Here is a 21798-nt window from a genome sequence, read left to right on the forward strand (position 1 = left end):
GGAAAAACAGTGGCGGCCGGATGTCGGAGCCCGCTACTGTCCTCGCATTCCGCACGGCGGCACCACGACCGCCGTGCCCTGCGACGTGAACGGAGGTGCGACCGATGGCTGTCACCGCGCCGGGCGCTGCCCGCATCCAGTCCGTCACACCCACCTCCGTGGCCACCGGCTGAACCGGCCGACCCTTCCTGCGCCGGGCCGGGGCCACCCATGTGAAGGGCCCTCCCTTGTCACAGAGCACGTCACAGAGCACGTCGCAGAGCACGTCACGCACGATCAACACCTCCGCACAGCCTGAGCACCCGGCGCTGGCCGGCTACGGCTGGGATGCCGGATGGCAGGCCGAGTTCCTGCGGGCGACCGCGGATCCGGCCGCCGCCGGGCCCGACCCGCTGCCGGGCCGGGTGGTGCGGGTCGACCGCGGCCAGTGCGATCTGGTCACCCCGGCGGGCACCCTGCGCGCCGACACCGAGTACGTCGTCCCGCGCGACCCGATGCGGGTCGTGTGCACCGGCGACTGGGCGGTCGTCGACGCCACCGGTACCCCGCCGTACGTCCGCACCCTGCTGCCCCGGCGTACCGCCTTCGTCCGCTCCACCTCCTCCAAACGTTCCGAGGGGCAGGTCCTGGCCGCCAACGTGGACCACGCGCTGATCGCCGTGTCCCTCGACACGGAACTGGACCTGGGCCGGATCGAGCGGTTCGTCTCGCTGGCCTGGAGCAGCGGCGCGCAGCCGCTGCTCGCCCTCACCAAGGCGGACCTCGTACCCGACGAGGCCACCGTCGCGCACCTGGTCGCCGACGCGGAGAGCTCCGCCCCCGGCGTCCGGGTACTGCCCGTCAGCGCGCGGACCGGCGCGGGGCTCGACCCCCTCGCGACCGTCCTCGCGGGCGGCACCACAGCGCTGCTCGGCCAGTCGGGAGCGGGAAAGTCCTCGCTGGCCAACGCACTGCTGGGGTATCGGACGCAGCGCGTGCAGGCCATCCGGGACCAGGACGGCAAGGGCCGGCACACCACCACCACCCGCAACCTGCTGCCGCTGGCCGTGGAGCGCGGCGGGGGCGTCCTCATCGACACCCCCGGCCTGCGGGGCGTCGGCCTGTGGGACGCCGAGGAGGGGCTCGGCCAGGCGTTCTCCGAGATCGAGGAGCTCGCCGCCGACTGCCGCTTCCAGGACTGCGCCCACGAGGCGGAGCCCGGGTGCGCGGTGCTCGCCGCGGTGGAGAGCGGCGCGCTGCCCGAACGGCGCCTGCACAGCTACCGCAAGCTGCTGCGGGAGAACACCCGGCTGGCCGCCCGCACGGACGCGCGGCTGCGCGCCCAGCAGCGCAAGCTGTTCAAACAGCGCCAGGAGCTCGGCCGCCACCTGGGCGAGCGCAAGCGCGGCCCGCGCCGCAAGGCGTAGCGCACCGGGGGCCATGGTGGGGACGGTTGGTACCGTCCCCACCATGCTGCTGCACCTGCCGCCCCGGCCACCCGGCTGATGGGCCGCCCCTCGACCGGCTCCCCGGCGCCGTTCGGCGCGCTGGAGTTCCAGCTCGTGCTGCTGCGCAGGATGGCGGACTTCCAGCCCGGCAGGGTGGCCGCGGCACTGCGGGAACTCGGCGTCGACCGGGCGGCCATGCGCGAGGCCAACAAGCGCTGGCAGGCGATGCTCCACGCACCCCGCGGCCCGTCCGCGCCCTACCGCGCGGTCCTCGGCCCGCCCGAGCGCACCGAGCAGCGGCGGCTCGGGGATCTGCTGTGCCAGGCGCGCTCCTGGGCCCTGCCGCTCTGGACCGACCTGCGCTTCGAGGTGCTGAGCGCGCCCGGCGGCGGGCCCGCCTGGAATGCGTGGCTGGTGCGCGCCCCCGGCGCCCCCGGGCCCCGGCTGCGCACCGTCGAGGACCTGGTCCCCTGGTCCTGCACCGTCGACGAGGCCGCCCGCGCCTTCCACCCCGCGCAGCCGCGCGAGGGCTCGGCCCCCCACCGCCAGCGGCTCGCCTGCACGGCGCCGGACCGCGCCGGCACCCCGCACGCGGTCGTCGCGGAGTTCACCTGGGGACTGCTGCAGCGCCTCCCGGTCGGTCCGCAGCCGCCCGGGGATGCCCCGACGGCCCCGTCCGATTTCCGCTAGCCCCCGGCCCGGAGCTCTTCCACACTGGAGCACGTGACCACAGAAGACAGCAGGTACGAGGCGGTACGCAGCAGAGACGCGCGCTTCGACGGAGTGTTCTTCCTCGGGGTGCGCACCACCGGGATCTACTGCCGGCCGAGCTGCCCCGCGGTGACGCCGAAGCGGGAGAACGTCCGCTTCTACCCCACCGCGGCGGCGGCCCAGGCCGCGGGCTTCCGCGCCTGCCGCAGATGCCGCCCGGACGCGGTGCCCGGCTCCGCCGAGTGGAACGTACGGGCCGACCTGGTGGGCCGCGCGATGCGGATGATCTCCGACGGGGTGGTGGACCGCGAAGGCGTGGCGGGCCTGTCCCGCCGCCTGGGCTACAGCTCCCGCCAGGTGCAGCGCCAGCTCACCGCCGAACTCGGCGCGGGCCCCGTGGCTCTGGCCCGGGCCCAGCGGGCGCACACCGCCCGGGTGCTGCTCCAGACCACGCCGCTGCCCGTCACCCAGGTCGCCTTCGCCGCCGGTTTCGCCAGCGTACGGCAGTTCAACGACACCGTCCGCGAGATCTACGCCCGCACCCCGAGCGCACTGCGCGCAGCCTCCGCACGCGGCGGACACGGTCCCGCGGGCCGCCCCGAGGCGCGCGAGGCGGCGGCGCACGGGGGCGCGGCCGTCGCCGGGGTGCCGCTGCGGCTCGCCTACCGCGGCGGCTACGACACCGGTCAGGTCTTCGGCTTCCTGGCACGCCGCGCCGTACCGGGCGTCGAGGAGGTGCGGGGCGCCCCCGGCGGCCGCACCTACCGGTGGACCCTGAACCTGCCCTACGGCATCGGGATCGCCGAGGTCGACGAGTGCGCGGCCCGCAGCGGCAAGGGCTGGCTCGACTGCCGGCTGCACCTGGGGGACCTGCGGGACCTGACGACCGCCGTGCAGCGCGTGCGGCGCCTCTTCGATCTGGACGCGGACCCCTACGCGGTCGTCGAGCGGCTCGGCGGCGAGCCGGCCCTGGGCCGGCTCGTCTCCCGGACCCCCGGGCTGCGCTCACCCGGCGCCGCCGACGCGCACGAACTGGCGGTCCGCGCCGTGCTGGGCCAGCAGGTCACCGTGGGTGCCGCCCGGACGCTGGGCGGCAGGCTGGTCGCCGCCTACGGGAAACCCCTGGCGGCCCCGGACGGCACGCTCACCCACCTGTTCCCGGACGCCGGAACGCTCGCCGAGGCGCCGCTGGGCGAGCTGGGCATGCCGCAGACCCGCCGCCGCACCATCCGGACCGTCGCGGCGGCACTCGCGGACGGCACCGTCGTCCTCGACCCCGGCGCCGACCGGGAGGAGACCGGACGCGCCCTGCTGGAGCTCCCCGGAATCGGTCCGTGGACGGCGGGCTACATCCGGATGCGTGCCCTGAGCGACCCGGACGTCTTCCTCCCCGGCGACGCGGGAGTGCGGCACGGGCTGGCGCTGATCGGGGCGGAGGCCGGGCAGGCCGACCGGTGGCGCCCCTGGCGCTCCTACGCGCTGCACCACCTGTGGCACGCGACCGGCCTCACGCCTCCTCCAGCCCCCAACTGAGCACCCGGCGCGGATGGACGACGATCAGCTCGTCGCTGAAGTGCGGGCCGAGGCCGTGCGGCCCCTCGCGCAGCTCGGCCACGCCCCGCACCTCCACGCCGCGCACCTGCCACGGCGAGAAGCTGACGATGTCGTCCACCACGAGGGCGAGCCGGGGTTGCGCCTGGAGGTTGCGCCACTTCTTCGTCGTCCCGAGCGCGTAGCCGCCCACCAGGATGGTGCCGTCCTGCTGCGGGAAGAAGCCGACCGGGTTGTTCTGCGGCTGGCCCCGGGGGTCCACCGTCGCCAGCCGCCCCAGCCGCTGGGAGGCCAGGTACTCCCACTCGGCGGCGGTGAACGCCTGGTCACGGGGGTCACCGGGAGCGCCGGGAGTCCCGGCGGGTGTCGTCTCCGTCATACGAGCAGCGTCACACGCCGCGCTCGGACCCGCATCGGACGCCGGTCGTACCCGGCCCACGCCCCGAGACCTACGACCGCGGCCGGTGCCGTACCGGACCTGTAGTCCGCGGACACCGGCAGCAAGCACCCCCGAGGGCGGCTGATGCCCCGGATGAGGTGGTCCGGTGTGTCCCATCTCAGCAGGCCGATTGCTCGTCCACGGCACGGGAGTTGTCCCCCCTTGCCGTCTCCGTGACCAACCGGCCTGCCGTACGGCCAGGTCCGGGACTATGCGGCCGCCCTGAACGAGGAGCGGCGCCCCCGGCGGGCGGCGGGTCGGCCCCGCCGTGTCCGCTGCGTGGGGGCGGGCTTGGGCGGTTCGGTGTCCGCGACGGTGAGCGGGTCCCCCGAGGGCCTCCGCGCACCGGTGATGCGCCCCAAGTCGGCGTCGCCGGCGCGGACTCGGGTCTGTACCGGTGTGATGGAGGCGTCCGACATCAGGCGGTTCATGCCACGTCGCTGTCCCGGGAGGACCAGGGTGACGACGGTGCCCGACTCACCGGCGCGGGCGGTGCGACCGCCGCGGTGCAGGTAGTCCTTGTGGTCATTCGGCGGGTCGACGTTGACGACGAGGTCGAGATTGTCGACGTGGATGCCGCGCGCCGCCACGTTGGTGGCCACCAGGACGTTCGCGTGACCGGACTTGAACCCGGCGAGAGTCCGGGTGCGCTGGGCCTGCGACTTCCCGCCGTGCAGGGCCGAGGCGCGCACCCCGACCGCCAGCAGGTCCCGGGTCAGCCGATCCACCGCGTGCTTGGTGTCCAAGAACATGATCACCCGCCCGTCGCGGGCCGCGATCTCGGTGACCGCCGCTTGCTTGTCGACCCCCTGCACGTGCAGCAGGTGGTGCTCCATGGCGGTCACCGCGCCCGCAGAGGGGTCGACGGAGTGGACCACCGGGTCGCTCAGGTAGCGGCGCACCAGCAGGTCGACGTTGCGGTCCAAGGTCGCGGAGAACAGCAGCCGTTGCCCGTCGGCGCGTACCTGGTCGAGCAGGCGGGTGACCTGGGGCATGAAGCCCATGTCGGCCATCTGGTCAGCTTCGTCCAGCACCGTGACGGCCACCTGCTCCAGTGCGCAGTCGCCGCGTTCGACGAGGTCCTTGAGCCGGCCGGGGGTGGCGATCACGACTTCGCTGCCCGCTTTCAGGTCGCGTGCCTGACGGCTGATCGACATGCCGCCGACCACGGTGGTGAGCCGCAGTCGCAGCGCTTGTGCGTAGGGGGTGAGTGCCGCGGTCACCTGCTGGGCCAGCTCCCGGGTGGGAACGAGGACCAGTCCCAGCGGGTGCCGGGGTTCGGCGCGCTGCCCATGCGTTCGGGCCAGCAGAGCGAGCCCGAAGGCGAGCGTCTTGCCCGAGCCGGTGCGGCCGCGGCCCAGGACGTCCCGGCCGGCCAGCGCGTTGGGCAGTGTCGCTGCCTGGATGGGGAACGGGGCGTTCATCCCCTGGGCGCGCAGCGTGGCCTTGAGGCGGTCGGGCATGTCGAGGCCGGCGAACGTCTCGACGGCCGGCAGCGGCGGGGTGTGGGTGACCGGCAGTGCGAACTCCTTCGGCGGGCCCGAGGGCCGTCCCTGCGCCGGGCGCTTGGCCGAACGCGGGGGCCCGCCCCGGTGAGCGGCCTGCGAGCGGCGGCTGTCGCGGCCGTGTCCGCGGGAGGAGCCGGCAGTGGTGCGAGCAGTACGGTTCATGCAGAACCTTCCTCGATGCGGCACGAATCGAGGAATTCACCGCAGCATGCGCCGCACAAGGATTCACAAGACCGAGCCGAAGAAAAAGACGACCAGCCCGTGACCAGAACAGCTACGGAGTCGTCAGGAAATGCACCGGTCCGCTGCCCGCCGGGGCGGTCGGAAACAACGGTGCGGGTGAGACGCGCAGAGCGGGGCATGTGCCGCTCCAAAATCGGCGACGTGACAACTGACTGTGCTGCCGCTCACGCGCCGCTGTCGGAGAGGGGTGAGCGGGAAACAACGCAACGAGCCGGGGCCGCACGCAAGTGCGTGCCCCAGCTCGTCGCGCATGTCAGCGTCAGGCGGGAACGATGTTCTCCGCCTGGAGGCCCTTCTGGCCCTGCGTGACATCGAAATTCACTGTCTGGCCTTCGAGCAGCTCACGGAAGCCGGTGGCGTTGATGTTCGAGTAGTGGGCGAACACGTCTGCGCCGCCGTCCGCCTGCTCGATGAAGCCGAAGCCCTTTTCCGCATTGAACCACTTCACGGTGCCAGTAGCCAAAATACATCTCCTTCAAGGCGGTACCCGGAAACCGCACTGCGCGGGGACCGGGGTTGCCGCGATGATAACCCTCCGTGCAACGGATGAACGCAAGTGCTCTCTCCGGGGACCCGGACGAGTGCTTGAAGTTTCAGGGAACCACAACTGCAACTGGACGTAACCGTAGCACGGCCACTCCCTGGATTACGACCGCTTCTCGCGCCGGGGTCGCCGGGGTAAAACTTCTCCCCGCATATTATTCACGTTTCTGTAGCGGCGAGAATAGATTTCTGTGTCCGGGCAGTCGACGCAATGGGCCGGCGTGGCCGAAGGCAGGGCGCTCGCCACCGGGCGGCCCCGGTTCCGGCGTCGTCGGCGACCACGCTGCGGGCCGCGCTGACACCCAGGTCCCGGTCTTCGGTGGCCCCTCGGCCCCCGCCTCGGTGGCCGGTTGAACCGCTCGGGCGAGATCGGCTCGCCCGCCGATGCTCCGGAAGGCGATGCGCAGGGTGCGACAGAGGCTTCAGGCGTCGGTCTGCGGATCCGGGGACATCCCGTTGCGCAGCTGTTCGTTGATACGCCTGGCCTCTTCGAGCTGGTCCTCGAGGATGATGATGCGGCAGGCCGCCTCCACGGAGGTTCCCTGGTCGACCAGCTCACGGGCTCGGGTGGCCAGCCGCAACTGGTAGCGGGAGTAGCGGCGGTGGCCCCCCTCCGAGCGCAGCGGCACGATCAGCTTTGCTTCGCCGATGGCTCGCAGGAAGGCGGGCGTGGTGCCGAGCATCTCGGCCGCCCGCCCCATGGTGTAGGCGGGGTAATCATCGTCGTCGAGGTTGCTCGACGGGGTGGGTTTGTCTGCGGCCACTGGCACCTCTCGGCTCACGCGTCGAGGGGCCTTGGTGCCATGCGGCACCAAGGCCCCGAGGGGATCAACACCATCTGCCGGCTGTCCGTGCCGGCTTCCGTATTCCGCTCCGCGGCCTGGCAGGGCGGCGGAGCGGGGATCGCGGTTGCGTGACCGGGGACCACCTTCCAATCCGGGGTCTGCGGTACCCGGGCGGTTTGCCCTGCCCGGGCGATCCTGATGGCGCTCTCTCCTCCTTCTCCACTGCTCTGTCATGTACTGCTTGATCCTGCGGAACCATCTGCGACCCCGGGGGTCGCCTGGCCCGGCGGTCGACGGTGGAGCCCCAGCATCCGGCCACACCGCTCGACTGCCGTTCCTCGACCTGCGTGCGGGGCAGTTCCGTCATCTGCCCCGCCGAACTGATCTCCGCGAGTACGAGAAGAACGCTACCCCCGGCGGCCTGCAATGTCTACTCTCGCGAGTGCAGATTTTCTTCGAGCGAGATACCGGAGAGTCTCATCTCCAGGTGCGGTGAAAATCTGCGCCACCCACTGCTGCGAGGGTCTGCTCGGCCGTCCGCACGATGCGCGACTGTGCGCTGTCGACTGCCGTGACTGTCCGCCCGGCTGTGCGGGCCTGCTCACCGCTCGACGGGTCCGGCTCCGCCGCTACTCCGCCGGTGACCAGGGCGCGGAACGCAACCGCGCGACGCTGTGCCGGGCACGGCCCTCCGGAGGTTCGCCGGCCGCCTTGCCCACCGCGGCCATGGAGACGATCGCCCAGCCCGGGCTCGGGTCCAGCTCCTTGGTGAGCCCTTCCAGGTCGAAGGCCCGGAACTGGTGCGCGGCCAGCCCCATGGCCTGGGCCTGCACCGTCATGTGGGCGATGGCCTGGCCGAGGTCGTAGTCCGCGAACTCCGAGTAGAGCAGCCGCGTGTCATCGACGTGCCGGCGTGTCAGCGTGACGACGAGCAGGCCCGCGTCCGTCGCCCAGCGGGCCGAGCTCGGCGCGAGGTGGGGGAGTATCCGGTCGTGCTCCGGCTCGCCGGGTCTGCCGGTGAAGAAGCCCCACGGCTGGGAGTTGCCCGCCGACGGTGCCCACCGCGCGGCTTCCAGCAGCAGCCCGAGAGCGTGGTCGTCGACAGCCGCCGACGGATCGAACCGGTAGGGACTGAAGCGCCCGGCGAGCAGGGGATGTATGCCGCTGGACGGCTCCTGTGGACGGTGCATGGTCTGCTGCAACCGGCGCCCGCGAGCCGGTATTCCGGCTGGTGCGGGCAGAGTCGCCGGCCGTGCCCGCCAGCCGGTGAAGACGCCGCTGCGAACCCGTGGAAGCCCCCGGCGGGCTGACTGTTCGCCGATGCCGGACCGGGACCCCGAGGGCGTATCCCGCGTACGCCCTTCCCAGCCGGTCCGTGCGCGGGACAATGAGCCGATGAGTGGACAGGGGGCGCAGGACGCAGACGAACACCGCGACTGGTGGGCCCAGTTGTACGACCCGCACGCTGCGGACACCGGCCGCGCACGCGCCCGGGACACCCTCGACGAGCGCTACCGCTCGGTGAGCCGCACGCTGACCGGCCCGCCCGCCACCGCGCCGGGGCCCGGCCCCGCGGCTGCCGGGGCCCCGCCCGGACCGGAGGCCGCCACCGCGCCGGTGCCCGCGCTGCCGCCCGGGGTGCTGCCGCCCGCCGCACCGGACGCACCGGGGGAGTGGGTGCCGGACACCGTGGTGGAGTCGGCGCGGTTCGGGTCCGCGGTGCTGCACGCGGTGTCCGTGCGCGGTGCGGCCGGACGGCAGGCGGGGCGGCCGCGTACCGACGCGCTGCTGGCCGCCCGGTTCGGCGCGGAGGAGGACGGGCTGCTGCTGGTCGCGGTCGCGGCCGGGGGACGGTCGGGGCCGGACGGGCACCGCGCCGCGCGCGCGGCCTGCCACGCGGTGGGCGAGGCGGTCGGCCGCAGCAGCGCACGGCTCGCCCGGGACCTGCGGGAGGACCGCACCAGTGCGCTGCAACCGGGCCTGCACCGGTTGACGGACCGCGCCTTCGGCAGGCTGCGCGCCCAGGCCGCGGCCCTCGGGCTGGAGCCCGAGCGGCACACCGTCGATCTGCGCTGCCTGCTGCTGCCCGCCGACCCGCACTGCCGCACGCGGGTGTTCTTCGGCGCCGGTGCGGGCGGCGCCTTCCGGCGCAGCGGCGACGGCTGGCAGGACATCGAACCCGTCAGTACCCCCGTGTCCCCGCTGCCCGACGGTCCGGCGGGCCGCGATCCGGCCGCGGGCGCGGCGGCGGCCCGGGACGGCTTCGCTCCGGCCGAGCCGACCGCGGAGGCGGCCGCTGCGCCGTTCCACTTCCGCTCCCGGGCCGCGGAGCCCGGCGGCGTACTCCTGCTGTGCGGCCCCGGTGTGGCGGAACCGCTGCGGGCCGAGCCCGCCCTCGCGGAACGGCTCGCCGCCCGCTGGACCGGTGCGGACGGCGGACCTCCCGGCCCTGCGGCCTATCTGGACGGTCTGCTGTGCGCGGTGGAGGGACACTCGGGGGACCGCACCGCGGTCACCGTGTGGGAGAGCTGACGCGGGGGCTGCGCCGTGCCGTGCGGGCCGCCGCCGGAGTCCGCTGACCGGCTCCGGGGGCCGCCGCCGGTGCGATGCCGGGCCCCGGGCCGCTGGGGTGCGCCGGTGCGGAGGGCTGCTCCGCGTCCGGGGCGTCCGCGCCCCGGACCTCCCCGTGCGCCGGGGCGCGGGTGGCCCGCACCTCTTCGAGGTAGGCCGCGATGGCGTCCCGGTTGCGGGTCAGGCACCGCACCCGGGCCGTCATCCGCTCCAACTGGTCCTCCAGCGTGGCCAGCATCTCCGGGGTGGCGTCCCGGAAGTGGATGACCCTGGGCTTGTCGAGGCACGGCAGGATCTGCTTGATGATCCGGGTGGGCAGCCCGGCGTCCAGCAGCCCTCGGATCTGCAGTACGCGGTCGACGAACCGCTCGTCGTAGTCGCGGTAGCCGTTGGGGGCGCGGTCCGCGGCGATGAGCCCCTGCTCCTCGTAGTAGCGCAGCAGCCGCCGGGGTGTCCCGGTCCGCTCCGCGAGTTCGCCGATCCGCATCGGGCCCTCCACCCTGCCCGGCACCCTGCGGACCCGTTCGGAAGACGCTCCGCAGACACCGACTTGACCTTCACATCCATGTGAGGGTTTGAGCATACCGGTCATGCGAACCGACACCGCGCACGACGCGCTCACCCCGGACGGTGCTCCGGGGCCGTCCGAACCCGCCGGCTCCGAGCGCGGGGCACTCCCGCTCGCCGCCCTGCTGGCGCTCGCCACCGCCGTCTTCGTCACCAGCCTCACCGAGACCCTGCCCGCGGGCCTGCTGCCCGGGATGAGCGGTGACCTCGCCGTCAGCGAGTCCGCCATGGGCCAGAGCGTCACCATCTACGCCGTCGGCACCGCGCTCACGGCCGTGCCGCTCACCGCCTTCACCGCCGGATGGCGGCGCAAGCGGCTGCTGTTGGCCGCGATGGCGGGCTTCGCCGCGGCCAACACCGTCACCGCCGTCTCCACCGACTACACCCTCACCATGACCGCGCGCTTCGTCGCCGGTGTGGCGGCCGGGCTCGCCTGGGCGCTGCTCGCCGGATACGCACGCCGCCTGGTCCCCGCGCACCTGGGCGGCCGGGCCCTCGCGATCGCCATGGCCGGGATCCCGGTCGCGCTGTCGCTGGGCGTCCCCGCGGGCACCTTCCTGGGCAACGCGCTCGGCTGGCGCACCGCCTTCTGGGCCATGACGGGGCTGACCGCCGTCCTGCTCGGCTGGATCACCGCCGCCGTTCCCGACCAGCCCGGGCAGCGGCCGGACGACCGCACCCCCATGGCGGCCGTGCTGCGCATCCCCGGCGTGCTGCCCGTCCTGCTCACCACGCTCGGCTGGGTGCTCGCCCACACGGTGCTCTACACCTACATCGCCGCCTTCCTCGACCACGCGGGCCTGGGCGGCTCGGTCGACCGCGTCCTGCTGGTCTTCGGTGCCGCCTCGCTGCTGAGCATCTGGTTCGTCGGCGCGCACATCGGCCGCGGGCTGCGCGCGCTGACGCTCGGCGGTGCCCTGCTGGTCGCTCTCGCGGCAGCCGTCCTGGCGGTGGCGGCCGACAGCACGCCGCTCGTCTACACGGCGGTCGCGCTCTGGGGGCTCGGCTGGGGAGGGGCGCCGACGCTGCTGCAGACGGCCGTCGGCGAGGCGGGTGGCGAGTCCGCGGACGCCGCGCAGGCGATGCTCGTCACGCTGTGGAACGCAGCCATGGCGGGCGGGGGCGTCGTGGGCGGGGTGCTGCTGGACGCCCTGGGCGCGGGGTCGTTCCCGTGGAGCGTTCTGGTGCTGATGCTGCCGGTGCTGGCCCTGGTGTACGCGGCCCGCAGCCGCGGCTTCCCCGCCCGGCGCGCCGGTGCGGGTGGCTGAGGCGCCCGGCACGGGCGGGACGACCGGCACCGCCGGTGCGGAGGGGGCCCTGGCAGGGCTTCCGCTCCGTACCGGCGGGATGCCGGACCATCAGCCGAACTGCCGCTCGATCTCCGCCAGTTTCTCCTCCAGGGTGTCCAGCCGCGGGCTGGCCGCGCCTTTCTCGCCGCCCTCCCGGCCGGACTCGCCGGCCGTGAGCTCGCCCTCCCGGCGGCCGCGCGCGGAGGCGCCGTCGTCCCCGACGGCCTGCAGCGCGGGCCTGCCGCGGGGCGGCACGGGGGAGGCGGCCACCGCGGGCAGTTCGCCGGACGGCTCACCCCCGCCGGAGGGCGCGGACGGCGCGGGCGTGCCGAGTTCGACCTCCACGTGCGGCGCCGCCGCAGCCCGTCCCCGGCTCCACCTGCGGTGCTGCCGGTTGATGGCCTTGACCCGGGCCCGGTCCAGGCGCTCCTGGTCCTTGCGGCGCTGCCGTTCCTGCTCGTGCTGCCGCCGGTCCTCGCGCACCTCGTCGACGGCCTCGTCCAGCGTCCCGACCCCCTCCAGCAGCATCAGCGACCACGCCCCGAACGTCTCCCGGGGCGCCCGCAGCCAGCGGACGATGCGGATCTGCGGCAGCGGGCGCGGCACCAGGCCCTGGTCGCGCAGCGCCGCGCGGCGGGTCTGCTTGAGCGCCCGGTCGAACAGGATCGCGGCCGAGAGCGACATCCCCGCGAAGAACTGCGGCGCGCCGTCGTGTCCGGTGCCGCGCGGCGCGTGCACCCAGTTGAACCACGCCGCGGCCCCCGCGAAGATCCACACCAGCAGGCGCGATCCCAGCGAGGCGTCCCCGTGGCTGGCCTCCCGGACGGCGATCACGGCGGAGAACATCGCGGCGCCGTCCAGACCGAACGGCACCAGGTACTCCCAGCCGCCGCCCAGGCCCAGGTTCTGCCTGCCGAACCCGACCAGTCCGTGGAAGGAGAGTGCTGCGGCGACCGCGGCGCAGCAGAAGAGGAGCAGGTAGGCGGCCGTCGCGTAGAGCGTCTCCTTGCGGCGGCGCCGCTCCTCGGCCCGCTCCGCGGAGTCGGGCTGCCCGTGCGCGGTCGCGCTCTCGCTCTCGGAGGCGGAGCCGTGCCGGCGCGAGCGCGCCATCACCAGCACCGCGGCCAGAGTGCCGACGAGCAGCACGGCGCTCGGCAGCACCCAGTTCAGCGGTATGTCGGTCAGTCTCATCGGGTGTGCCCCTTGCCGCGCGGTACCGCGGGCGCACGCCGGGGACGCCGAGTAGGCCCCGTCGCGTGCGAGTGCGGTACGGCGCTCGCGCTCTGGCTTGCTTCGTCCCGAGCATCCTTACGGGAGGGCACCACCCCGCCGGGGGGTTTCGGGGGAAGAGCACGCGAAAAGGGGGCGCAGGGGGCCGGGAGAGGGACCCGGAGTCGAACGTTTCAGCGCACCACGGTCATCCGCTCGATTCGCTCGGCGTCGCACGTCCGGGGACAGGTGACGCAGGTGTCCTCGGGCCGGAGGGTGTAGTACAGGCAGCAGCTCGCCCGGTCGCGGGTGGTCAGCGCCGCACCACCGGGTCCGGGCAGCTCGCGGAAGCCCGCACCCTGGGCGAAGGGTGCGACCGCGCCGGGAAGCAGCAGTTCGGCCTCCGCCCGTGCGCGCGACTCCTCGCCCAGCAGGTGGCCCAGATACCAGAGTCCCTCGGTGATCTCGTCCGTCACCATCCCCCACAGTGCCCGCGCGCCGCGCCGCATCCGGGGCCTGAACCCCTCCAGCAGCGGCGCGAGATGGGTGGCCACCGCGTCGCGGACCTCGGCCCGCAGCGCCTCCTCGCCGGGCACCACGCGCGCGCCGGGCGCGGCCGCCGCAGGGTCGTCCGGCAGGCAGGCGAACTCCTCGATCCGGACCGCGAGCCGGCCCTGGGACCGCTGGATCGCCACGGCCTCCACCGGCAGCCGGGGCACCCGCCGCTGGAGGAACCACGGGACGGTGACCAGCAGGCAGACGGGCCAGGCGTAGCGGTGCAGTCCGAAGCTGGCGGCGACGTCCGGGCGTCCGGGCCGCCCGTGGTCCCGCAGGATCTGCTCCTCGTCCCAGGCGAGGAAGGCGTCGAGCGCCTCGCCGCCGGTCGCGAGCGCTGCGGCGCGCACCCAGCCGGGGCCTTCGGGGAGCGGTTCACGAGCCGTGGTCTCGGTCACACCCAGCGACGGGAGCACCTCGGTCAGCCGGGCGTAGGCCGCACGGAAAGGGGAGACGTCAGAGGCTACGGAGGCGAGGGTGGGCACGGTCATGGGGACCACCGAATCGACGAGCATCAGCAGGTAAGCCTTACCTTAACTGATCACGCCCGAGGTTTGATCTCGTGTCGCCGCGGCCTAGGGTGCACGGCAGCCTGCATGGCGAAGACAGGTACGCAGAGTGCTGGGGGCCCTATGGAGCAGAGCAGAGCGGAATCACTTGCGGGGCCCGCTGCCGTCCCGTCGACGGCCGCCCCGCCACCCGTCGTGCTCCGGCCCCTCGCCCCGGCGGGTCCCGGACCGGCCGGACGTGCCGCCGCGCCGTCGGCCGCCCGCCCCCGGCGCGCGGAGGGCAGCGCCCGCGGCGAGCACACCCACTGCGAACCGGCGGCCCCGAAGGTGGTGCCGCAGCGCCATTCCGTACGCGACCAGATCCTCGAGGCCCTGCGCGGTGCGCTGCTCTCCGGCGAACTGGCCCCGGGCGAGGTCTACTCCGCCCCCGCGCTGGGGGAGCGCTTCGGTGTCTCGCCGACCCCCGTACGGGAGGCGATGCAGCTCCTGGCGAGCGAGGGCGCCGTGGAGACGGTGCCCAACCGGGGCTTCCGCGTCGCCGCGCACAGCCCCCGCGACCTGGCCGAACTCACCGAGATCCGGGCTCTGCTGGAGGTCCCCGCGATCCTGGCGCTCGCCCGCACCCAGCCCCCCGGCCACTGGGCCGAGCTGCGGCCGCTCGCGGACGACACCCTGCAGGCGGCCGCGTGCGGGGACCGAACCGCCTACGCCGAGACCGACCTCGCCTTCCACCGCGCTCTGCTGGAGCCGACGGGGAACCGGCAGTTGATCGCCGTCGCCGAGGACGTGCAGCGCCGGGCGCAGTTGTCGGCCCTGCGGGCGGCGCCCGCCCCGCGTACCACCGACCTGCTCGCCGAGGCGGCCGACCACCTCGCGCTGCTGGACGCGCTGGCCGACCAGGACCATCCCGCCGTCGAACGGCTGGTCCGCGGCCACTTCTGAGGCGCGGCGCGCCGGGCGGGCGCGGATCACGGCCCGGTCGAGGGCGCCCCCTCCGCGGCGGCCCCGCCCGCCGGATGTTCGTCCCGCTCCTCGCCCCGCTCCGATTCCGGCAGCCGGTCGGCGAGCCAGGAGGGCACGCCGCCCAGCAGCCGGAACAGCCGACCGGCCTCCTCGCGCAGCCGGGTCGCCTCCGGTTCCGGCTGGACCTCGGCGAGCGAGGCCAGCGCGGGCGCCATGCCGACGAGGAACCCCAGCTCCTCCCGCAGCCGCAGCGACTCGGCGAAACCGTGCCGGGCCTCGGCCAGTTCGCCCTCGCGGGCCGCGAGTCCGGCCAGATGCCGCCAGGTCGAGGAGCACAGCAGCAGGTCTCCGCGCGCTGTCGCGCCCGCGTGCGCCCTGCGGTAGGCGGCGCGGGCCGACTCCGGGGTGTCGCTCAGGTTCTCCGCCAGCAGCCCGCGCCGGAAGTCCAGCAGTGCCCGGCCGGGCGCGCCCGGCTCCAGCAGCGCGGCGGCCCGGCCGAGCGCCGCCCGCGCCTCGTCGGTCCGGTCGCGGACGCCCAGCACGGTCGCCGCGTAGGCGAGTTGGCCGCGTTCGCAGGCCGCCGCCCCGCGGTCGTCGTCCACCTGCGCCACCGCTTCGGCGGCCCGCAGCGCGTCCTCGGCCGCCGACCAGCCGTCCCCGGTGTACATGCACCGTTCGACGAGCAGGCCGGCCCGGCCGACGGCCGCCTGTGGATGCTCCTGCACATACGGCTCCAGCAGCGCTGCCGCGTCTTCCCAGCACCCCCGCGAGCGCAGCCGCCACACCGCCTGTCCGAGCGGGCTGTCCGGGCCCATGCCGGGCCCGGCGGGACCGCCATGACCTGTCGGGCCTCTCGGATCCAGGCTTTCCGAACGTGACATGGCGGTGTCCGCCACAGTGCCCTCCCCAAGCGCGCCGTCGAGCCGGATGTGAGCGCATCACAGCACGGGTGGCGCCGCCCGGCCAAGGGGGTGGTGTGAATCAGTTCACAAAGTTTTACCGGCGGCGGCGGATCGACAAGTGCCCGACTCCCGGCGCTTCGGAGGGAGCGGCGGGGTAGTGCCTGCTCTACCCCAGGTCGGCAACCTGCTGCAGTGAACTCCCCGCCGCTCAGCGGTTGGCTGGCGGAGTGCACCCCATCGCCGCAGGCCGCGGCGCCCCTCCGGCCCCAGCGCTGCCGTCCGGCGCGCCGTCCCCACTCGCTCCCCGGTCCCGGCCGCGAGGCCGCTCCGCACGCCGCCGTGCCGGGCGTGGAGCGGTCCGCGGACGCCGGCCGCGCCCGCTCGGACCCCGCGCCGGCCGTCCGGTGCCGCGCCCCTCGGCGCCGCGCGGAGTGGCCCCTGTGCGGCCCTGCGCCCGCACTTCGCCGCATGCCGCCGCTCGGCACGGGTCCTCGCGCGCCCCTCGTGCACGCGTTCACAGGCGGCCCCGGCGCCGGGCACCCGCCGTCCACCACCGCCCTGCCCGCCCCGCGGGCGCACTCCGGAGGCCGCTGATGCCCCACGACCCGAACCCGCGCGCGTCCCGCCCCGACCGGCCGTCCGGCCCGCCGGGCACCGATGCCCCGGGTCCGGTCGTCCGCCCGCACCGGGACCGGTCCCCGACCGCGGACCGCGGGCGCACGCTGATCGTGACGAACGACTATCCGCCCCGCCGAGGCGGCATCGAGACGTTCGTCCACGAGATCGCCCGCCGGTTCCCGCCCGCCGAGGTCGTCGTCTACACGGCGGCCCAGCCCGGCTCCGACGCGTTCGACGCCGCGCAGCCCTTCCCCGTCGTCCGCGACCGGGCCCGGACGCTGCTGCCCACCCCGCGGGTGGCCGCGACGGCCCGGGCGCTGGCCTTCCGCTACGGATGCGACCGCGTGTGGTTCGGCGCCGCCGCCCCGCTGGGACTGCTCGCGGGACGCCTCGGACTGCCCTCCGTCGCCACGACCCACGGGCACGAGATGTGGTGGGCCGCGCTCCCCGGCACCCGGGGACTGCTGCGCCGGATCGGCGACAGCGTCGACACGGTCACCCACCTCACCGCGCACTCCCGGGCCCGCACGGCCCCGGCGTTCGGCCCGCGCGCCCGCACGGCCCGGCTGGTGCCCGGAGTCGACAGCACGCGCTTCCGTCCGGACGGCGAAGAGCGGGCCGTGCGCCGCCGACTGGGCCTGGAGGGCAAGGCGGTGGTGCTCAGCGTCTCGCGGCTGGTCCGACGCAAGGGACAGGACACCCTGATCCGTGCCATGCCCCGGGTGCGTGCCGCGGTACCCGGGGCCACGCTCGTGATCGTCGGCTCCGGCCCCCGCGAACGGGCGCTGCGCCGACTGGTGCGGCGGATGCCGGAACTGCCCGACGACGCCGTCGTCTTCACCGGGTCCCGGGCGCACGGCGACCTGCCGCCCTACTACGCGGCAGCCGACGTCTTCGCCATGCCCTGCCGCACCCGCCGGCTCGGCCTGGAGGCCGAAGGGCTGGGCATCGTCTGTCTGGAGGCCGCAGCTGCCGGACTGCCCGTGCTGGCCGGGAACTCCGGCGGGGTGCCGGAAGCGGTCCGGGACGGCGAGACCGGGTATCTCGTCGACGGCCGCGACGTCCGGGCCGTCGCCGAGCGCCTCACCGGCCTGCTCACCGACCCGCGGGCGGCCGCCGCGATGGGCGCGGCGGGCCGCTCCTGGGCCGCGGCGGAATGGAGTTGGGAGTCCGCGGTCCGGCAGTTGCGCGCGCTGCTGTCGCGTACGGTCGATCCGTGGTGACCAGCGAGAAGCAGGCGGCGCGGCCGCCGTTCGCGGGGGACCGGGCGGGACCGGGGGCAGCCGCGCACCCGGGGACCGGCGGAGCCGCCGCAGGCCGGCAGGACGCCGCCGACTCCGGAGTGTGGCAGGCGCTCGCGGGCGGGCCCCGGGCCTTCCTGTGCTCGACGTGGCCGCTGCGTGCGGTGCGCCAGTTGCTGGTCGGCGGCGTGCTGGGGCTCGGCTGGCTCTGCTTCGCGGCCGCGCTCACGATGGCCGGGGTGCTCCTCCTGCCGGTCGGGGTCGGTGCGGTCGTGCTGCTGGGCGTCCCCGCCTCGGCCGCCGGCCTCGCCGCACTGGAACGGCACCGACTGCGCCTGCCCGGTCCGCGGGGCACCCGGCCACTCCGCCCGCGCCTGCCCGCGGGGGCGGGCGGGAGCGCGCGCGGCAGCGCGATCCGGCGCGGGCTGCGCGCGCTGCGACGGCGCGCCGCCTCCCCGGCGACCTGGGCGGAGTTCGGCTTCGCGCTGCTCAACGCGGTGCTGTCGCTGCTCGACCTGGCGGCGGTCCTGCTGGCGCTCGGACTGGTCGTCAGCCAGCCCTTCGCGCTGCTCGTCGTCGCGGACGGGGACCGGGTGGAGTACGGGCCGGGCATCGTGCTGACGGAACCGGTCCAGGTGCTGCCGTGGCTCCTGCTGACGCCGGTCCTCGCGGTGCTCGCCTGCTACACCCTCGCGTGCCTGGCCGGGATGCGGGCGGCGCTCACCCGGGCCGTGCTGGTGGGACCGCGCCGGGAACGGGAACTGGACGCGCGGCTGACGGAGGTGACCGCCTCCCGGGCCCGGCTGGCGGACGCGTTCGAGGGGGAGCGACGCCGTATCGAACGCGATCTGCACGACGGCGCGCAGCAGCGGCTCACCGGACTGATCATGAAGCTGGGTCTCGCGCGGCTGGACGCCGACCCGGCGCTCGTCGCCGAAGCACAGGAGGAGGCCCGTGCCGCCCTCGGCGACCTGCGGGACCTCGTCCGCGGTCTCCATCCCCCGGTGCTCACCGACCGGGGTCTGGGCGCCGCACTCGGCGCGCTGGCCGAGCGGGCGCCCCTTCCGGTGCGGGTGGAGGACCGGCTCGGGGCCCGGCCCGCCGAGGCGCTGGAGGTGGCCGCCTACTTCGCCGCCGCGGAGGCGCTGGCCAACGTGGCCAAGCACAGCGGCGCCGCACACGCCGAAGTGACCGTAGGGGGCGGGCGGATGCTGACGGTGGAGGTCCGGGACGACGGCCGGGGCGGCGCCGACCCGGCGCGCGGCACCGGCCTCACGGGGCTCGCGGACCGGCTCGCGGTGCACGGCGGACGGCTGCGTCTCTCCAGCCCGCCCGGCGGTCCGACCCTGCTGCGGATGGAGCTGCCCTGGACCGGCGGAGGCCCGCATCGGCGATGATGTGCGGGCGGCGGGAACCGTCTGGATCGGGGGGCCGCGGGGCCATCGGTGGCCCCGGGGGAACAGCACGAGGAGGGGGGAACGGCTGTGCGGTTGGTGCTCGCCGAGGACTCCGTACTGCTGCGCGAGGGGCTGATTCAGCTCCTCGCGCGCTTCGGCCACGAGGTGTGCGCGGGCGTCGGCGACGCGCCCGCGCTGCTGGAGGCCGTGGCCGCGCACGCGCCGGACTGCGTCGTCACCGATGTGCGCATGCCGCCGGGTCTGCGGGACGAGGGGCTGCGCGCCGCGCTCCGGCTCCGCACCGAACACCCCGGGCTGCCGGTGCTGGTGCTCTCCCAGTACGTCGAGAACTCCTACGCGGCGGACCTGCTGGCCACCGGCGACGGTGTCGGCTACCTGCTCAAGGACCGGGTGGGCGAGGTGGCGGAGTTCGTCGGGGCGCTGCGGCGGGTGGCGGCCGGCGGCACCGTCATCGACCCCGAGGTGGTCCGGCGGCTGCTGGCCCCGGACCGCGAACCGGCAGCGCTGCGGCGGCTGACCGCCCGGGAGCGCGAGGTACTGGCCGCGATGGCCGAGGGGCGCTCCAACGGCGGCATCGCCCGCGCGCTGGTCGTCAGTGAGGCGGCGGTCGTCAAGCATGTCCGCTCCATCCTCGCCAAGCTCGACCTCCCGCCCGCGCCCGACGACCACCGGCGGGTGCTGGCCGTTCTGGCCTTTCTGCGCCGGGCCGACCCGGGCGCCGGTACCGCGACCGGCGCCGCGGCACGGGCGGTCCCGCCCTCCGGCGGGAGGAACCCCTCCGACCCGTGAGCGCGGCTGCCGACCGGCCGGCTCAGCTCATCCGCAGCGCGAGGAAGAAGTCCAGCTTGTCCTCCAGGCGGGACAGATCGCGGCCGGTGAGCTGCTCGATGCGGCTGACCCGGTACCGGAGTGTGTTGACGTGCAGGTGGAGACGGCCCGCACAGCGGGTCCAGGAACCGTCCGAGGACAGGAACGCCTCCAGGGTGGGCACCAGTTCGGCGCGGTGCTTGCGGTCGTACTCGCGCAGCGGGTCCAGCAGCCGGGCGGTGAAGGCGCGGCGCACGTCGTCGGGGACGAACGGCAGCAGCAGCACGTGCGAGGCCAGCTCCTCGTGCCCGGCCGCGCGCACCGCACCAGGGCGCGCCGCTGCCACCCGGCGGGCGTGCCGGGCCTCCTCCAGGGCGCCTCGCAGCCCCTCCGCGGAGTGCACGGCGGCGCTCACGCCCAACGTCAGCCGCCCGTCGTCGGCGAGGGCACGTCCCAGCGGTTCCCCGGCCTCGGCCAGCAGCGTCTCCGCGTGCAGACCCTCGCCGGTGCGCGTTCCGGCGTGCGCGGGCGCCTCGCCGCCCGCGGCCGCCGCCTCCTGCGCCCCGGCGCCGTCCCCGGTGACATCGTCCTGCGGGCTCTCGCCGGTCAGCGGCACCAGCGCGATCGCCTCGCCGTCGACGTGCGCGACGGCGATCCGGTCCGAGCCGTCCGGGCCCCCGGTGCGCGGGTCCACCAGAAGCTCCTCCAGCAGGGACTGGGCGACCGCCCCGCCGTCCAGGGCGCGGGCCGGGTCGGGCTCGTCCCACTCCACGCGGGCCACGACCACCTGCCAGGCGGGAGCCGCACCCTGCCCCGGCAGCAGGACGGGCGCGGCGACGCGCAGCCGCGCGGCGATCTCGGAGGGCGGTGCGCCGGTCTGCACCAGCTCCAGGACCTCCTGGGCCAGCCTGCGGCGCACGGTGCGGGCGGCGTCGCGCCGGTCGCGCTCGACCGCGATGAGCTGGGTGACGCCGTGCAGCAGGTCCAGGCGCTCGGCGGGCCAGTCCCCGGTGTCGTCGGCGACTGCCAGCAGCCAGTCCGAGAGGACGGTGCGGCGCGGGTCGCCGGTGCCCGGGCCGACGGGGAAGAGCGAGTAGGCCGCACCGTTCTCGGTCGTCCGGTGCGGGGCGCGCCGCCCGGCGCGGACGGCGGCCAGATGCGCGCCCGCCAGGGCGGCGGCGGTGGCGTGCGGCAGCCGGGGTCCCTCGCTGGGACCGGCGACCTGCCGGCCGGTGGGGGAGAGCACCCAGGCGGCCAGGTCCAGGTCGGAGCCGAGCAGGTCGAGCACCACATCGGGCCCGCCGCCCGCGGGGCCGGAGGACATCAGCCGCCGGTGCCGGTCCACGACGGCGGCCAGGTCCCCGGCGCGCTCGGTGGAGACCTGCCGGACCACGTGCTCGGTGATGGTGGCGAAGGCGACCGACTCGGTCACCGCGAACAGCGGCAGCCGGTGCCGGGCGCAGGCGTCGACCAGGTCCTGCGGGACGGGGCCGAGTTCCGCCTCGCCCGCGGCCAGCCCCGCGACGCCCGCGGTGGCCAGGATCTGGACGAACGGTTCGGAGTCCTCGGGCGCGTGCCGCCACGCCAGCCCCGAGAGCACCAGTTCGCCGCCGGACAGGTAGCGGCTGGGGTCGCGCAGGTCGGTGGTCATCACGCCGCGTACGGTCCGGTCCAGCTCGTCGTCGCCGCCGAGGAGCCGGAGGCCCAGCGAGTCGTTCTCCAGGAGGGCGCGCAGCCGCATCGTCTCGTCGCCTGCCGTTCGTGTTTCGTCTGCCGGGTGGGTGGGTTCGTGCGCAGCACGTTGTCGTGGCACCGGGGTGTTTCCGGGAGAAAGCCGTGAGGTTACCGCTTCCCTGCTTTCGTCTGAATCTACAAGACAGGGTGGCCGACCAGCCAAACGCTTCATGTTTTCGGTGACTGCACCGCAGCGGGTACCTCTCGG

General features: G+C 75.1%; 18 protein-coding genes and 1 pseudogene. 9 read left to right on the plus strand and 10 right to left on the minus strand.

The window, feature by feature from the left end; all coding sequences use genetic code 11:
• Positions 1-275 precede the first annotated feature (275 nt).
• The 3 genes from rsgA to BMX65_RS10765 all read left to right on the plus strand — a co-directional run bounded on the left by rsgA (position 276) and on the right by BMX65_RS10765 (position 3671).
• Positions 276-1406 carry a ribosome small subunit-dependent GTPase A gene (gene rsgA, locus BMX65_RS10755; RefSeq protein ID WP_075000283.1) on the plus strand — a complete coding sequence of 377 codons (1131 nt, stop codon included), beginning with the start codon at positions 276-278 and terminating at the stop codon, positions 1404-1406.
• A gap of 78 nt (positions 1407-1484) precedes the next feature.
• Positions 1485-2117, plus strand: a complete 633-nt coding sequence (locus BMX65_RS10760; RefSeq protein ID WP_074999981.1) for a hypothetical protein — start codon at positions 1485-1487, stop codon at positions 2115-2117.
• 33 nt (positions 2118-2150) lie between these two features.
• Positions 2151-3671: an AlkA N-terminal domain-containing protein gene (locus BMX65_RS10765; protein WP_074999982.1), complete on the plus strand. Its 1521-nt coding sequence runs from the start codon at positions 2151-2153 to the stop codon at positions 3669-3671.
• Here BMX65_RS10765 and BMX65_RS10770 read toward each other — a convergent pair.
• The 5 genes from BMX65_RS10770 to BMX65_RS10790 all read right to left on the minus strand — a co-directional run bounded on the left by BMX65_RS10770 (position 3646) and on the right by BMX65_RS10790 (position 8397).
• Positions 3646-4068, minus strand: a complete 423-nt coding sequence (locus BMX65_RS10770; protein WP_074999983.1) for a PPOX class F420-dependent oxidoreductase — start codon at positions 4066-4068, stop codon at positions 3646-3648. The genes BMX65_RS10765 and BMX65_RS10770 overlap by 26 nt on opposite strands.
• 269 nt (positions 4069-4337) lie before the next feature.
• On the minus strand, positions 4338-5798 hold the full coding sequence (locus BMX65_RS10775) for a DEAD/DEAH box helicase (RefSeq protein WP_074999984.1): 1461 nt from the start codon (positions 5796-5798) through the stop codon (positions 4338-4340).
• 340 nt (positions 5799-6138) lie between these two features.
• Complete coding sequence (locus tag BMX65_RS10780) at positions 6139-6342, minus strand: cold-shock protein (protein ID WP_074999985.1); 204 nt, start codon at positions 6340-6342, stop codon at positions 6139-6141.
• 502 nt (positions 6343-6844) lie between these two features.
• Positions 6845-7186: a MerR family transcriptional regulator gene (locus BMX65_RS10785; protein ID WP_074999986.1), complete on the minus strand. Its 342-nt coding sequence runs from the start codon at positions 7184-7186 to the stop codon at positions 6845-6847.
• A gap of 650 nt (positions 7187-7836) precedes the next feature.
• A complete protein-coding gene (locus BMX65_RS10790; protein ID WP_074999987.1) occupies positions 7837-8397 on the minus strand; it encodes a nitroreductase family protein in 561 nt (186 codons plus the stop codon).
• Between the two features lie 205 nt (positions 8398-8602).
• On the opposite strand from BMX65_RS10790, the gene BMX65_RS10795 reads away from it, so the two are divergent.
• A complete protein-coding gene (locus BMX65_RS10795) occupies positions 8603-9739 on the plus strand; it encodes a protein phosphatase 2C domain-containing protein (RefSeq protein ID WP_074999988.1) in 1137 nt (378 codons plus the stop codon).
• A gap of 163 nt (positions 9740-9902) precedes the next feature.
• On the opposite strand, the pseudogene BMX65_RS10800 reads toward BMX65_RS10795, so the two are convergent.
• A pseudogene (locus BMX65_RS10800) lies at positions 9903-10265 on the minus strand (MerR family transcriptional regulator); the annotation flags it as partial.
• Positions 10266-10368: 103 nt separating this feature from the next.
• Between BMX65_RS10800 and BMX65_RS10805 the strand changes: the two are divergent.
• On the plus strand, positions 10369-11613 hold the full coding sequence (locus BMX65_RS10805) for an MFS transporter (RefSeq protein ID WP_074999989.1): 1245 nt from the start codon (positions 10369-10371) through the stop codon (positions 11611-11613).
• 90 nt (positions 11614-11703) lie between these two features.
• Here the strand turns inward: BMX65_RS10805 and BMX65_RS10810 are convergent, their stop codons facing one another.
• Positions 11704-12825, minus strand: coding sequence for a DUF2637 domain-containing protein (locus BMX65_RS10810; protein ID WP_074999990.1), 1122 nt, complete (start codon positions 12823-12825; stop codon positions 11704-11706).
• A 212-nt stretch (positions 12826-13037) separates the two neighbouring features.
• Positions 13038-13889: a (2Fe-2S)-binding protein gene (locus tag BMX65_RS10815; protein WP_075000284.1), complete on the minus strand. Its 852-nt coding sequence runs from the start codon at positions 13887-13889 to the stop codon at positions 13038-13040.
• Positions 13890-14030: 141 nt separating this feature from the next.
• On the opposite strand from BMX65_RS10815, the gene BMX65_RS10820 reads away from it, so the two are divergent.
• Positions 14031-14849, plus strand: coding sequence for a GntR family transcriptional regulator (locus tag BMX65_RS10820; RefSeq protein WP_074999991.1), 819 nt, complete (start codon positions 14031-14033; stop codon positions 14847-14849).
• A gap of 26 nt (positions 14850-14875) precedes the next feature.
• On the opposite strand, the gene BMX65_RS10825 is transcribed toward BMX65_RS10820, so the two are convergent.
• Positions 14876-15751 carry a hypothetical protein gene (locus BMX65_RS10825; RefSeq protein ID WP_398761710.1) on the minus strand — a complete coding sequence of 292 codons (876 nt, stop codon included), beginning with the start codon at positions 15749-15751 and terminating at the stop codon, positions 14876-14878.
• A gap of 614 nt (positions 15752-16365) precedes the next feature.
• Here BMX65_RS10825 and BMX65_RS10830 point away from each other — a divergent pair.
• The 3 genes from BMX65_RS10830 to BMX65_RS10840 all read left to right on the plus strand — a co-directional run bounded on the left by BMX65_RS10830 (position 16366) and on the right by BMX65_RS10840 (position 19838).
• Positions 16366-17613, plus strand: a complete 1248-nt coding sequence (locus BMX65_RS10830; RefSeq protein WP_079171814.1) for a glycosyltransferase family 4 protein — start codon at positions 16366-16368, stop codon at positions 17611-17613.
• A complete protein-coding gene (locus BMX65_RS10835; protein ID WP_239501956.1) occupies positions 17607-19028 on the plus strand; it encodes a sensor histidine kinase in 1422 nt (473 codons plus the stop codon). The genes BMX65_RS10830 and BMX65_RS10835 overlap by 7 nt, the downstream gene beginning before the upstream one ends.
• 96 nt (positions 19029-19124) lie before the next feature.
• Positions 19125-19838: a response regulator gene (locus BMX65_RS10840; RefSeq protein ID WP_280528991.1), complete on the plus strand. Its 714-nt coding sequence runs from the start codon at positions 19125-19127 to the stop codon at positions 19836-19838.
• 22 nt (positions 19839-19860) lie between these two features.
• Here the strand turns inward: BMX65_RS10840 and BMX65_RS10845 are convergent, their stop codons facing one another.
• Positions 19861-21597, minus strand: a complete 1737-nt coding sequence (locus tag BMX65_RS10845; protein ID WP_074999993.1) for a PucR family transcriptional regulator — start codon at positions 21595-21597, stop codon at positions 19861-19863.
• Positions 21598-21798: the final 201 nt, after the last annotated feature.

The sequence above is a fragment of the Streptomyces qinglanensis genome, assembly GCF_900111245.1.
In the GTDB taxonomy this organism is placed as follows: domain Bacteria; phylum Actinomycetota; class Actinomycetes; order Streptomycetales; family Streptomycetaceae; genus Streptomyces; species Streptomyces qinglanensis.